The following is a 13,327-nucleotide window of genomic DNA, read 5'->3' as shown; positions in this document are numbered from 1 at the left end:
TCCCGGCGCGGGGCGGCCTGGCAGGCCCGGAACCCTTGAGTTCTAGCGGTTGTGGCAACACCCCAGTTTTCAGGGGTGTGCGATGGAGTTCGAGATCCGTCCGGACCGGACGAGGCCGCAGGGCAGGAAGGAGCTGACCCGTGAGCGGGCCGCATACTTCCAGCTCATGGCACTGGGCTACAGCAACAGAGAAGCCTGTCGGATCGTCGGTGTCGATGTCCGGACGGGAAAGAAGTGGCGCAACGGCAATCACGCGCCGGGCAAGGGCCGCAGGCCACTGCCTCCCACACGCAGGGAGACGGTGGCCTGCGGCCCCTCGCGGTACCTGCGTGAGGACGAACGCATCCACATCGCTGACCGGCTGCGGGAGAAGGCCGGCATCCGTCAGATAGCCGCGGAGCTGGGCCGAAGCCCCTCCACGATCAGCCGGGAGATCCGCCGTAACCGCACCGTGCTGCACGACTACGGCACCTGGTACTACCGGCCCCCACGCCGCCCAGGCCCGCGCCGATGCCCGTCGGCCACGCCCCAAGCTGACGAAGATCTCCCAGAGTCCCGTACTACGGCAGGCCGTGCAGGAAAGGCTCGACGAAAAGTGGAGCCCGGAACAGATCTGCCACGCTCTGCGCCGGCAGTTCCCCGACCGGCCGGAGATGCACGTGGTCCACGAGACGATCTACCAAGCCCTCTACGTCCAGGGCCGTGGCGCACTGCGCCGTGAACTTGCCGGATCCCTGCGCTCCGGACGGGCCCGTCGCAGACCCCGCCGCCAGGCCCAACAGCGACAGCCCCGTTACAGCCATCCCATGGTCATGATCAGCGACCGCCCCGCCGAGGCCGAGGACCGGGCAGTGCCCGGTCACTGGGAAGGCGACTTGATCATCGGGAAGAACAGCCGCTCCGCGATCGGCACCCTGGTGGAACGCTCCACCCGCTACGTCATGCTCCTGCACCTGCCCGCCGGCCACGGAGCCGAAGCCGTCCGGGACGCCCTGACGAGCACCGTCACCACGCTGCCAGCCCACTTGAGACGATCGCTGACCTGGGACCAAGGCAGCGAGATGGGCCGTCACCACGAGTTCACCCTTGCCACCGACATCCCGGTCTACTTCTGCGATCCGGCCAGCCCCTGGCAGCGCGGTTCCAACGAGAACACGAACGGTCTGCTGAGGCAGTACTTCCCGAAGGGCACAGACCTGACCGAGTACACCCCCGAACATCTGAGAGCCGTCGCGGACCAGCTCAACCGCCGCCCACGCAAAACGCTCGACTGGGAAACCCCAGCCGAGCGTCTCGCTAAGCTCCTGGCAACAGCAAGTTGATCAACCGTGTTGCAACGACCCCTGGAATCCGCCCCCCCCGGGGGGGTGCCTCTATGTCTTTCGTCAAGCGAGGCGTGGGGTTTTGGGTTCGTAGAAGGTGCCGTCGCGGAGCATCGCGAACAGCACGTTGATCCGTTGTCGGGCCAGGCGGAGAAGTGCCTGGGTGTGGGTCTTTCCGCGGGCCCGGCATCGGTCGTAGTAGGTGCGGGAGGCGGGATCGTGCAGCGCGGCGAACGCGGACAGGAACATCGCGCGTTTCAGGACGCGGTGGCCGCCGCGGGGTGCGTGTTCGCCGTGGATCGAGGTCCCGGACGACTTCGTGGTCGGCGCGAGGCCGGCGTAGGAGGCCAGGTGGGCGGCGGTGGGGAAGCTGGTTGCGTCGCCGACGGTGACCAGCAGGGTGGCGGCGGTCCTGACGCCGACGCCGGGCAGCGACGTCAGGACCTTGGAAAGAGGGTGTGCCTCCAACAGGGCGCTGATCTGGGCTTCTGTGGCCCGGCGTTGTTCGTGGACGGCGCTGAGGGAGCGGGCCAGGGAGGGAATGACGATGTCGAGGGTGCCTGTGCCCGGGACGACGATGGTCTGCTCGTCGAGTGCCTCGAAGACGTCGTCGATCAGCCGCGTGGCCATGCGCGGGGCCTTGGGGCGGATCACCTCGACGAGTTTGCGGCGTCCAGCTTTTCGCAGGGCGGCTGGGGATCCGTAGCGTTCGAGGAGCCAGGTGACGGCCTGGTGGTCGAGCCGGGGGCCGAGGACTCGTTCCAGGGACGGGTGGAACTGGGTGAGCAGGCCGCGGATCCGGTTGCTGGTGCGGGTGGCCTCGGCGGCCAGGTCCTGGTCGAAGCCGACGAGGACCGTGAGCTCAGCGGTGATCTCGTCGGTGAGTTCCAGCGAGCGCAGGGTGTGCGGCATGGTGCGGGCCGCGTCGGCGATGACGGCCGCGTCGCGGGCGTCGGTCTTCGCCTCGCCGGGGTAGAGGTCGGCGATCCGCCGCATCGACAGGCCGGGCAGGTAGGCGACCTTGCATCCAGCATCCCGGGCCACCGTCAGCGGCAGGGCGCCGATCGAGGCGGGCTGGTCCACGATCACCAGGACGGTGCCGAACTTGGTCTTCAGCTTCTCGAAGACGTCCCGCAGCTTCGGCTCGGTGTTCGGCAGCTGCTTGTCGAAGACCTTCTTGCCGCCCGAGGTGAGTCCGTGGCCGTGGTGGTGGCTCTTGCCGACTTCCAGGCCCAGGAAGACGCCTATCTCGTCGCTGTCGTTCAAGCCGTCCTCCGATACGGGGTTGTGCGGTGCTGGCCGGGGCGTTGGCGTCGTGCGCGCATCCACGTTATGCAGACCTGCCGCCTACGAAAGGCCGGGCGTTGCGCTCGGCCGGGCGGTAGTCGGACCTCTCATCAGCGTCTCCAACGGCGCCTCTCGGGCCCGGTGGCACCACCCCCCAGGTCATGCCCTCGACAGGGGGAACAGCCATGCCGGGCCCGGAGGCCAGCGATCCTTTTGCAGGACCGCGGAAAACATAACGGGGGGCGGACGAGGCTCCGAGACCTGGCGAGGGAAGGGCTTGTCCCCCGTGCGAGCTACGTCCGAAGTGGCTCTGGATGGTGACGACGGCGGCTCGTGGCGTCTGTAGCGTTTTCTCCGGCCGTTGTGCTCGGGGGGACGGCGGTCGCTGTCGGACGTGCCGTTCCCCTGCCGACCGGCAGGGTGCGGCAGAGGTTCGTGGGGCGGCGGCTATGCCAAGTCACCTTGAGGGAGCTCATGAGAACGAACGAAGTCCGGCATCGCAGGCCCGGAACAGAAGTCCTATGGCCTCACCTGGACTGACACCACCGGCGCGCCCCGTGCCTCCGCCGTCGCCGATGCAGAGCCCAGCGCTCAGCATCGGAAGGCTGCACTGGAGAGCATTGGCTGCACCAGCGTGGAGATCCTGGCCGTCAGGCCGGGGGAACTCCCCGAACCGCGAGGCTGAGGTACTGCTCGGCTCGCCGCCGAAGCGGCCGTGTGCGCCCAGCTGCTCGAAACCGTGGCCGCGGCGACAACCCCACCCTCGAAGACCAGCTCCGGGACTGGTCCGAGGAACCCGCAGCCGCTGACGACTCAGCCCGCCCACCCGATGTCACGGACCGCAACGAGCGCAAGGCCGAGGTCTTCCTCGCCTTCACCGTCACTGGTATTGAGGCTAGAGGCAGCATCCAGTGCACGGGCGCTCCGATCTTGGTCAGTGCAGGGCTCGTCATGGTCGCCTCGGGGGTGGCCAGCATGTTCGGGGTGAGGTCGAGGTGGACACTGTGGCCGGCGGCGTCTCCGTATTGGTCTCGTTGATCGCAGAGGGTTCGCACGGCTCGAAGGCCAGCTCCTGCTCGAAACCCGATTCGGTCCGACAATCACTCATCGTCTCCGGCTTCCCTTGGAAGAGAAAGGAATAAGCCAGGAATCCGCCGTTCAGTGGCATCATTTCGACGCGACGTGCACCGGTCGGCCGCGTCGGCGCAGGCGTGCATAAGTCGCGTTTCAGCAGTTCGCAGCGCGACTGATTGTTGGAGCGAGAAAGCGCCGTTGACAACGCGACGATCACACTTCTAGCATGATCACTGCAAGTTGACATTAGGCATGAGACCTCCTCGCGTGCATTGCACACGACAAGTGCTCACGCTGAACGACCTGCCCCTCATAAAGACAGGAGCGAAAAGTGCTCTCCAAGAAACTTCGAATCACCCTTCCGATGGCCGCGGCGGCCGTCATGACCGCCGTGATGCCAGTCGGAACGGCACATGCCATCGACCGCGTGAGCTGCGGACCGTCCGACTACCTGAAGGTTGACGTCCACTACGAGGGTCCGAGCGGCAGAGTCGACACCGCCTACTGCTTCGCGAACAGGGGCGTCCACGACTTCACACAAGAGTGGCCGACGCAAAAAGCCGTGTGGGTTGACAAGATCTCCACCGGAAACAACAGGGTAAAGTACTACGACAGCAATGGCGCAGTCGTCACCTACTCCAAGAACTTCATCATCACGTTCCCCAGCAGGCCGCCGCATGTCGACCGGATCGAAATCCTGTAAGAGGCTAACCTCGATCTTGCGTGACGGTCCGCCGACGGAGTCGCTGGACCGTTTCACTTCCGGGGCGGGTCTGTTAAACAAGCTTCGACGCCATAGGTGCTATCTGATACTCCAGCTGTCCAGTGGGTCTCATGGTCAGGCAGCGCTGTCCTGCCGGAGTATCACAGCGGCACGCTGAGGGGGCGCATCTCGTCTCAGCAGGGGCGGTATCTCGGGTTGAGTCCATGCGGTGGCCCTCTCGAGACTGAGGCCCAGAAGCTTCGAGAGGACCGCCGCCGGCAGTTGAGGGGAGAGCCCCATCCACGTTCAACCTGGCGTCGCACGCGTGGGCGGAGCCGGGGGAGTGGACGAAGGACGCGGCTGAGGAGACCGGTCAGGCGGTGGCGTTCCCGCGGCCGGGGGAGCCGTTCGAGCCGGCGGGGGAGCTGCCGGGGGAGGCGTGGTGGCGGGCGGTCTCCCAGCCGATCGCCCACCCGTGGCGGCGCCTCGAGACCGCTGGTAGCGGGCCGGGAAGAGCAGGGGGGAGCTTGGGCTCGCGGGCGAGGGCTGACGCCGGCCGGGGCGAGCTGGGGAGATGCTTCGGCGCCGGAGTGTCTCCCGGCCGAGGCGCGGGGCTGAGCGGCCCGACGCGATCCGACTCTACGAACGCGAGGGATACCGCCGAACCGATGGGTACCGCCCCTACAAGGGTCACCCCCATGGCCGTCTGCTTCGCCCGCGGCTGGCTTGACCGCGGGACGACGGCACCCGCAGCGGCAGCGGTCAAAGGCTCTTCAGCGCGGCGGCGGTGGGACTGCCGGCCTCTGCCGTGTACATCACCAGGGAGAAGTCCGATCCGGGCAGGGTGAGGGTGTGCCGGTCCATTCTCAGCTCGCCCAGTCCGGGGTGGTGCAGGATTTTGCGCACACTGGGTATGGGGCGCACAGCGTGGTTGCGCCAGCTGCTCGCGAAATCCGGATCGTGGCTCGCGAACTCGTTGATCAGCTCGGAGAGCACGCTGTCTGCGGGGTACCGGACGCTGGCTGCGCGCAAGTTGGCGGCTGCCTGTTGTGAGAAGTCGGTCTCTGCCCCGGGCGCGCCGGTGCACAGGGTTTCACGGAATCTCGACGAGATGCGCGTGAGGTTGCGCTCGTCAGGTGTGAGACGTGAGAAGTCCGTGATCAGAGCTGCGGCTGCCGTGTTCCAGGCGACGATGTCCTGCCGGTCGTTGAGGATGTAGGCAGGGATGCCCTCAAGTCTGCCGATGAGCTGTTGGGCGTCCTCGGGTACTTGCTCGGGCACGTGGCCGTTCTCGGCCGGCAGCACTTGTCCGGCCAGGCGGGCCAGATGGTCACGCTCTGCTCCAGTGAGCTGGAGAGCCGTCGCGAGCGCGGACAGTACCTGCGGTGAGGGCCGAGGTGCCCGTGCCTGTTCGAGCCGTTCGTAGTAGCTCAGCGACACCTGTGCCAGGTCGGCCACCTCTTCGCGGCGCAGTCCCGGCGTGCGCCGGGCGCGCCGGTGTGACGGACGCGACGCTTCGGCCGGTACCTCTTTTGGTTCCAGGTTTTCGCGGCGGCGGCGGAGAAAGTCCGCGAGCTCCTGACTACTCACTCCGCCATGTTGCCACAGGAGGGACAGCTGAGCCTCGCACAGTTGGTCCGGGGCTCAGCTGTCCGTTCCGCACCCACCGATTCGCCGTGCAGGGTGGTCTGGTCGATTTGTTGACCACTAGGAGAAGCAGTGTCCAGCACGCCCGAGGAAGTATTTCGCCGCACGACCGACCCGGTTCCGGCCAAAGAAGTGAAGGCCGTCGCGGATCTGTGGGCGATCGACTCGCTCAAGAGGGAGGCCGCCTGATGTCCGCGGTGGTCGTGACCGGAGGAACCGGCAAGACCGGCAAGACGCTGGTGCGAGTGCTTCGCAACGCAGGCGTGCGGGCTCGGGCCGCCAGCCGGAACCCGGCCGGAGCGGATCCTGATGCGATCCGCTTCGACTGGAATGACCCGACCACATTCGGACCCGCGCTCGACGGGATGGATGGGGCCTTCCTGCTTGCACCGGTGGAGAGTGTGGATCCGCTGCCGCTGGTCGAGCCCTTCCTGCGTGAAGCGCGGCGGGCCGGGGTCCGGCGCCTCGTGCTCCTCGGCTCCGCCATTGTGCTGCCGAACGCGCCCAGCGCTGTGGAGTTGGCCGCCAGGGTTCAGGCCCAGCCCGGAGGCGTCGTGCTCCGGGCATCCGGCTTCATGCAGAACTTCCTGCGCCCGCATCCGCTGGCCCAGCACATGCGTCGATGCGGTGAGATCCGTACCGCAGCCGGTGACGGCAAGCTGGGCTGGGTCGACGCGCGGGACATCGCGGGCAGTGCGGCCGCGCTGTTGACCGACCTGGAGAGGGACGCTCGACGCGACTACCTGATCACCGGGCCGCACGGTATGAGCTATCCGCAGGCGGCCCGGATCATCACGGCGAAGACCGGCAGAGAGATTCGAGTGAGGCGTATTACGGAGAAGGAACAAGCCGCCGCCTACCGCGCCTCCGGAATGCCGACGGAGTTCGCCGACGCCCTTGCGGCCGTCGAGCGTGGAATCGAGGAGGGCCGGGAGGATCGGGTCAGCACCGCGGTGCTCGAACTGACCGGCCGTCCACCGCGTGCCTTTGCCGAATTCGTCTCCGACCACGCGTACGAGTGGACGCAGTAGTGAACTCGCCTTGTCGCCCCCAGCGTTGCCGGGTCGGGATGGATCTGGTTGCCCACCTGGATCAGCCGCGGGGGAATGCGGCCCATTCGGTGATGGCGAAGCCGTCACCGTCCTGGCGGACTTCGGCGGCTCCGTGGCCGGGCCAGTGGGCCGGGATGACGAGTTCACGCAGCTCGGCAGCGCGGGAGAGGTAGGAGGTGCGGGTCTTGGCCGCGAGCTGGAGGTCGTCGCAGAAACAACTGTTCCATCGGGGTGCGAGGACTTGGACGGGGCTGTGCATCATGTCCCCGACGAAGACGGCGCGGTCCGTGCCCGATCGCAGCGTGACGACGGACGAACCCGGAGTGTGGCCCGGTGCGGCCTCCAGCCGCAGGTTGCCGTCGATGCGGTGGGTGTCCTCCCACAGCACCGCCTGTCCGGCCTGGTGGACGGGGGCGATGCTGTCGTTGTAGACGAGCTTGCTGCCCTCCCACCGGACGCGTTCGTGTTCGTCGCGTGGTGCCCGGCTGCGGTGGGTGCCTTCCGGGTCGAAGTACAGGTTGTCGGGGCGGGGTATCAGGTAGGTGGCGTTGGGGAAGGTGGGGACCCATTCGCCGTCGCGCGACTCGGTGTTCCAGCCGACGTGGTCGTAGTGGATGTGCGTGTTGACGACCACGTCGACGTCCTCGGGCGCGACGCCGACCGCGTTCAGGCGGGCGAGGAAGTCCGTCTTCAGCCCCGCGAACTGCGGAATCTGCGGGCGCTCCCGGTCGTTCCCGACGCCGGTGTCCACCAGAACGGTCTTGCCCTCGCTGCGCAGGACCCAGGTCTGGACGTGGCAGCGGTAGGCGTCGTCGGCCGGGGTCCAGAAATCCGGCTCGAGCCACTTCCGGTTGCGACGCCATGTCTCCTCGTCGCTGTCCGGAATGATGAAGCGGGCGGTGCGGATGGGGCCGGACCACTCGATGACGCGTGCGATCTCGACGTCGCCGAGGGTGATGGTGTCTGCGGTCATTGCGGGTCCTTGAGCGTGGGACGGGTCGGACGCGGAATCGGATACCGATGCGACGGTCGCGCGGCGGGCCGATCAGACAGGCCGCTCGGGCCCGTGCGCCGAGGGTGCGTAGCGGGCCAGGAAGGTGAGTACCGCTTCCTCGATCACCACCTCCGGCGGTGCCTGATCGACAACCTCCTCCTCGAAGGCCATGACCCTCGGCCAGACGAGGAACTCCTGGATGAGTCCCATGAACTGACGTGCCGCCAGATGTGTGTCCGGGCAGCGCAGGAGGCCTCTGCGGACCAGGCTGTCGAGACAGCCGGCGAACGTGACCGCGACCGGCCCCTTCCCCAGCCGGTAGAACTCGTCCGCGATCCACGGCAGGCGTGCGGACTCGGTCACCACAAGCTGGGCGAAACGGATCTGGTCGGTCTCGGTGGCGAAGCGTTGGAGTGACTGGGCGAACGCTCGCAGGACCTCCTCGGCGCTCGCGTCGGGGCCGCACTCGGTGACACCCCGGCCCGGGCCGGCGAACGCCGACCAATGGTGGCGGACCATCTCCCGGAAGACCGTCTCCTTCGAACCGAACCGGTTGTAGACGGTCTGACGTGAGACTCCGGCCCGCGCGGCGATCCGTTCCAGGTTGACGCCGTCGTAGCGGTCGGCCAGGAAGAGTTCCTTCGCCGCCGCGAGGATCTTCTCCTCGGAGACCGAGCCGCGGCCGCGGGGCTCCTTGCGCCGGGCCTTCGGCCGGTCCGCGTTCAACTGCTCGGACATGCCATCTCATCCCTCGCTCGTATCCACATCGCCGCGACCGGTCGCGGCGTCGTCGTATCGCCCTCGGGGCGTCCCGATGGACCCTCCACGAGAGACGTTAGACTTTACAGTACAGTCCAGTTGTGCGCTCGGCGAGCCAGGCCCCCGCCCCAGGGTGGTGCAGACGGCCCGGCGCCTCGGCGTCGTCCCGTCCTCGCTCCACTTCCATGTCGCAGGCCGGGCGAAGGCCACCGCTGCCGTGGAACCCTCGGTCACGCCCATTGCTCCCGCCTTGCCGCCTCGCTATGTTAATGAGAAATCACATTACTCGGCAGGTCTCGGAGTGTGGTGGTCACTCAACTGACGTGCGGAAACGAGTCAGTGAACCGTCTGACCTTCAGGGAAGCGGGTTAAGTCAATGGAGAATCTCAGCAGGCGAGGAGTCCTGTCGCTCGGTGTCGCGCTCGGGCTGGTGGGCGTGGCGGACGGCGCGAAGGCGTGGGCGTGGCCGTCGGCGGACTCGGTGGCCGGTACCGGCGCGGGCGCCGATCCGGAGTACGTGTGGGACAGCGCGACGGACCCCCTGATGGCCACGCTGCTCGAGAACGGCAGCGTTCCGTCGATCAACACCGCGATGGCCGGGTGGGTGAACAACGCCGACCCGCTGCCCGGCGGTTTCCCGGCCGAGCTCACGGCGCATCTGCGGCAGGTCAACCGGCTGCCGTCCTGGGCCGACCGGACCAAGCTGACCCGCGCGGCCGACTTCAACCGGCGCCGGGACACGTACCTGTTCATGCTGTACGGCCTCGGCAGCGGCATCATGAGCACCGTCATCCCGCGCGAGGCCAGGAGCGTCTACTGGTCGGCCGGTGGCGCCGACATGCAGGACCGGGCCGCGAAAACGTTCACGTTCGGCTACGACCTGTCCCAGCTGAAGGCGTTCGAGCCGTCGGGGCAGTTCGTCGTCACCGCCAACAAGACCCGGCTGGTGCACGCCGCGGTCCGGCACCTGCTGCCGCGGTCGCCGCACTGGACGTCCGGCGCGGACCAGGACATCCCGATCAGCGCCGCCGACATCCTGGTCACCTTCCACAGCTTGGGAACCTACGTACGCAGCAAGCTGATCGAGTGGAAGGTCCCGTTCCCGGCCGAGGACCAGGAGGCGTTCCTGCACTCCTGGCAGGTCGCCCTCCACCTGCTGGGGGTGCCGGACGAGTACATCCCCAAGACCTGGGCGGCCGCGGAGGCGCAGTCCGCGCAGGTGCTGACCCCGATCCTCGCCCCGACCACCGAGGGCATCAAGCTCGCCGAGGAACTGCTCGGGCTGACCGCGCAGATCGACCTCGGCGTCACCCGCGGGTTCCTCAACGAGTTCGTCCGCTACGTCCTCAGCGACGAGGTCGGCGACTGGCTGGGGCTGCGGCGCGACCCCGTGGCTGCGGCCCTGGTCCGCACCGCGTGGCCGGCGTACATCAAGTTCCGGGAGGGACTGTCGCCCATCATGCCCGGCACCTTCTACCTGGTCGACCAGTTCGTGCGCGCCCTGGCCATGCTGTTCCTCAACAAGGGCTCCTCGGGGACCACCACCCCGATCACCATCCCCACCGGGAACCGGCCGGGCGGCTGAACCCACCCCCGGTCCGCCCGGTTCCGCCGGCCGCTCACAGGCCCAGGGCCGCCACGACCAGCGCGGTCACGGTGTCACGGTGACCGGGGCCGTCCCGCCAGCGCAGCCTGCGGCCGGCCTCGACCACCACCCCGAACCCGGCGTGCACCAGCACCCGGGCCTGGCGCGGGTCGAGTTCCGGGCGGGCCAGCCGCAACTGCTGCTCCCAGACGGCGATGTGCTCCCGCTGGGCGTGGACCAGGGGCCGCCGCAGATCCGCGGGCAAACCGGCCAACTCGGCCTCCGCGACGCTGTTGAGCGCGGTGTACTCGAAGCTGTAGGCGACGTAGGTGGCCGCCAGCGCGACCACGGCCTCGTGCGGGCCGGGCACCTCGCGCAGGTTCTGCTCCACTCCCTGGGCCAGCAGGGCCGCCGCCTGGAGGCACGCCGCCGCGAGGATGTCGACCTTGCCGGGGTAGTGGCGGTAGAGCGCCGACGGGGCCAGCCCCACCTCCCGCGCGATCTGGCCGTTGGTGACGTTGGCGAATCCGTCCCGCGCGAACAGCGGGACGGCGGCGGCGAGGATCTCCGCGCGCCGGGTCCGCGGCACGGGCTGGGCGGGCAGCTCGACCGGGCGGACGCTCTCGCCCGCCGCGGCCGGGCCGGTGGCCGCAACGCGCAGCGCCGACGCCGCCAGCAGGCTCTCCGCCCGGCGCGCGGCGATCGAGGTGCGGTGCATCGTGACGGAACCGATCGCACCCAGGGCGGCCACGGCCCGCAGCCGCTCGTCGGCCGGCGGGTACTCCCGCCGCACCGCCTCGTCGACCCGCCCGACGACCCGCCCGAACTTCGCCCGCAGGCGCCTGCGGTCCTCACGGTTGAGGTAGCGGGCCTCCCACCGGTAGACGCCCCCCGACGCCCGGTACGCGACCGTGACCCCGGCGGCGGCGTCGAGCACGTCCGTCAGGGGCGCCCCGGGCGGCACCTCGTCGAGCACGGCGACCAGGCCCTGGGCCATGACGTCGGCGCACTCGGCGAAGAGCGCGTACTTGTTCGGGAAGTGCCGGTACAGGGCCGCGGCGGTGATGCCGACGCCCGCGGCGATCTCCTCCATGGACGCCCGGTGGTAGCCGCGTTCGCTGAAGACCCGGCCAGCCGCCTCGACGATGAGCTGCCTGCGGTTGCGGGGCCGGGCGGCCGTGGTCGGATCGGCGGTCACGGCCGGACGGGCGGATACGGGGGCGGGACCATGCGGTTCAGTCAACCACACCTCTCCCGGGCCGCCCCGGCCTTCTCGGCACCTGGTCCGCGGGTCCGCCGCGTCCCCCGGCGCCCGTCCTCCCGGTCCGGCGCGCCGCCCTTCAGACGAAGGTGAGGACCGGCTTCACCGCGCTTCCGTCGCGCATGGCGGCCACGGCGGCGCCGATCTCCTCGAAGGCGAACGTGGTGACCAACCGGTCCACCGGAAAGAGCCCGCGCCGGTGCAGGGCGATCAGCTCCGGGACGAAGCGGGCGGGGTCGGAATCGCCCTCCATCACCCCGTGGAGGCGGACCCCCTTGGTCATCAGGCGCATCATGTCGAACGTCACCTCGCCGCCGAGGCCGAGGAAGGCGAGCGCACCGCGCGGACGCAGCACCGCGACGGCCCGGTCGAGCATCTCGGGCCGGCCCGTGGTGTCCACGACGTGGTGCGCCCCGCCGTCGGTGAGCTCCCGCACCGCCGCGACGAGGGCGTCGTCCGGCGGCAGGGCGGCCCGGGCGCCGAGTGCGAGGGCCAGGTCACGCCGGGAGGTGACCGGGTCGACGGCCACCACCGGGTCGCAGCCCACGGCCACCGCGGCCATCAGCGCGCTCAGCCCCACCCCGCCGGCCCCCAGCACCACGAGCGAGGTCCCCGGCTCGGGACACAGCCGGTTGAGCACCGTCCCCGCCCCCGTCTGACCTCCGCAGCCCAGTGGCGCGGCGAGCGTCGCGGGCAGATCGGCGGGGACCTTGACGACTCCGCGCTCGTGGACCACGGCGTACGTGGCGAAGCTGGACTGTCCGAAGAAGCCGCCGTGCAGCGGGGCGCCGCCGAGGCGGAGCGGGGTGCTGCCGTCCCCGCGCCCGCCGGAGAGGTTGAGGTCCCGCGCCGCGTCGCAGTACGCCGGATGCCCCGCGGCGCACTGCCCGCACGCGCCGCAGCTGGCGAAGGTGAGGCAGACGGCGTCCCCCGGCACGACACCGGTCACCTCCGGGCCCACCGCCTCGACCCGGCCGGCGCCCTCGTGGCCGAAGACCATGGGGGTCAGCCGCCGGGGCCAGCCGGCCTGGATCCCCAGGTCCGTGTGGCAGACCCCGGCCGCGGTCATCCTGACCAGCACCTCGCGCGGACGCGGCTCCTCCACCTCCACCTCCCGGACGGTGAACGGGGCGCCCGGCTCCCGGACGACCGCCGCACGGGCACGCCTCACACGCGCTCCAGGAAGAAGTAGTAGTAAGGACCCTCGGCGGGCACACCCTTGGCGTTCATGATGCCCATGAGGGTGGTGTCGTCCACCCGTTTGAAGTGGTCGAGGACCGGCCGGCCGTCATAGACCATCGTGGCCGTGGACTCGCCGCGGAACTCCACCGTCCACAGGCTGGCCTCGCCCTTGCCCAGCTCCAGGTTGGAGTACAGCTCGCCCGCCGTGTCCCGGCACATCAGCGGCTTGGCGTCGTGCACCGAGGTGAAGGTCTTGCCGTACCAGCCCGCCTTCGCCAGCTCGCCGTTGAGCGGATGGCCGGTGTCGAACTCGCCGCCCTTCCACTCGCCGAGGATCTCCTCGGGCCGGACGGTCTCCAGTACGGCCCACACCTCGTCCAGTGCGGCAGCCTCCACCCGGCCCTTCGTCTCACGCAGCGCATGGAAGCGGGTACGGGCCTGGAGCGGTTCCATGAGGGCGT

The 13,327-nt window shown here is 69.2% G+C and carries 10 protein-coding genes and 2 pseudogenes; 5 read left to right on the top strand and 7 right to left on the bottom strand.

Annotated elements, in window-relative coordinates; all coding sequences use genetic code 11:
* Positions 1 to 82: 82 nt before the first annotated feature.
* Positions 83 to 1,322 (top strand): annotated as a pseudogene (locus ACFYZ3_RS12995) (IS30 family transposase).
* A 63-nt stretch (positions 1,323 to 1,385) separates the two neighbouring features.
* Here the strand turns inward: ACFYZ3_RS12995 and ACFYZ3_RS12990 are convergent.
* Positions 1,386 to 2,588 (bottom strand): IS110 family transposase, encoded by a 1,203-nt coding sequence (locus ACFYZ3_RS12990; RefSeq protein WP_388516060.1) that lies wholly within the window; start codon positions 2,586 to 2,588, stop codon positions 1,386 to 1,388.
* Between the two features lie 1,426 nt (positions 2,589 to 4,014).
* On the opposite strand from ACFYZ3_RS12990, the gene ACFYZ3_RS12985 reads away from it, so the two are divergent.
* Complete coding sequence (locus ACFYZ3_RS12985) at positions 4,015 to 4,386, top strand: beta/gamma crystallin domain-containing protein (protein WP_388516059.1); 372 nt, start codon at positions 4,015 to 4,017, stop codon at positions 4,384 to 4,386.
* Positions 4,387 to 4,688: 302 nt separating this feature from the next.
* A pseudogene (locus ACFYZ3_RS12980) lies at positions 4,689 to 4,936 on the top strand (MBL fold metallo-hydrolase); the annotation flags it as partial.
* 212 nt (positions 4,937 to 5,148) lie between these two features.
* Here the strand turns inward: ACFYZ3_RS12980 and ACFYZ3_RS12975 are convergent.
* Positions 5,149 to 5,976 (bottom strand): helix-turn-helix transcriptional regulator, encoded by an 828-nt coding sequence (locus tag ACFYZ3_RS12975; protein ID WP_388516057.1) that lies wholly within the window; start codon positions 5,974 to 5,976, stop codon positions 5,149 to 5,151.
* Between the two features lie 245 nt (positions 5,977 to 6,221).
* Here ACFYZ3_RS12975 and ACFYZ3_RS12970 point away from each other — a divergent pair, with 245 nt between their 5' ends.
* Positions 6,222 to 7,064 carry an NAD(P)H-binding protein gene (locus tag ACFYZ3_RS12970; protein ID WP_388516055.1) on the top strand — a complete coding sequence of 281 codons (843 nt, stop codon included), beginning with the start codon at positions 6,222 to 6,224 and terminating at the stop codon, positions 7,062 to 7,064.
* A gap of 61 nt (positions 7,065 to 7,125) precedes the next feature.
* Here ACFYZ3_RS12970 and ACFYZ3_RS12965 read toward each other — a convergent pair whose 3' ends face one another.
* Positions 7,126 to 8,058 carry an MBL fold metallo-hydrolase gene (locus ACFYZ3_RS12965; RefSeq protein ID WP_388516054.1) on the bottom strand — a complete coding sequence of 311 codons (933 nt, stop codon included), beginning with the start codon at positions 8,056 to 8,058 and terminating at the stop codon, positions 7,126 to 7,128.
* A 72-nt stretch (positions 8,059 to 8,130) separates the two neighbouring features.
* The gene (locus tag ACFYZ3_RS12960; RefSeq protein ID WP_388516052.1) at positions 8,131 to 8,817 is read right to left on the bottom strand and encodes a TetR/AcrR family transcriptional regulator; all 687 of its coding nucleotides are present in this window, start codon (positions 8,815 to 8,817) and stop codon (positions 8,131 to 8,133) included.
* A gap of 397 nt (positions 8,818 to 9,214) precedes the next feature.
* Here ACFYZ3_RS12960 and ACFYZ3_RS12955 point away from each other — a divergent pair, with 397 nt between their 5' ends.
* Entirely contained in the window at positions 9,215 to 10,423 is a 1,209-nt protein-coding gene (locus ACFYZ3_RS12955) for an oxygenase MpaB family protein (protein WP_388516050.1), read from the top strand.
* 34 nt (positions 10,424 to 10,457) lie between these two features.
* On the opposite strand, the gene ACFYZ3_RS12950 is transcribed toward ACFYZ3_RS12955, so the two are convergent.
* The 3 genes from ACFYZ3_RS12950 to ACFYZ3_RS12940 form a co-directional block, all read right to left on the bottom strand.
* On the bottom strand, positions 10,458 to 11,621 hold the full coding sequence (locus ACFYZ3_RS12950) for a TetR/AcrR family transcriptional regulator (protein ID WP_388516048.1): 1,164 nt from the start codon (positions 11,619 to 11,621) through the stop codon (positions 10,458 to 10,460).
* Positions 11,622 to 11,763: 142 nt separating this feature from the next.
* Entirely contained in the window at positions 11,764 to 12,855 is a 1,092-nt protein-coding gene (locus tag ACFYZ3_RS12945; RefSeq protein WP_388516047.1) for an NAD(P)-dependent alcohol dehydrogenase, read from the bottom strand.
* The gene (locus ACFYZ3_RS12940) at positions 12,852 to 13,319 is read right to left on the bottom strand and encodes a DUF4334 domain-containing protein (RefSeq protein WP_388516045.1); all 468 of its coding nucleotides are present in this window, start codon (positions 13,317 to 13,319) and stop codon (positions 12,852 to 12,854) included. Before ACFYZ3_RS12940 ends, ACFYZ3_RS12945 begins: the two co-directional genes overlap by 4 nt.
* Positions 13,320 to 13,327 lie beyond the last annotated feature (8 nt).

The organism is Streptomyces sp. NPDC001599 (genome assembly GCF_042893535.1).
Lineage (GTDB): Bacteria > Actinomycetota > Actinomycetes > Streptomycetales > Streptomycetaceae > Streptomyces.
Note: the sequence above shows the minus strand (reverse complement) of the source record. Positions and strands in the feature narration are given on the sequence as shown.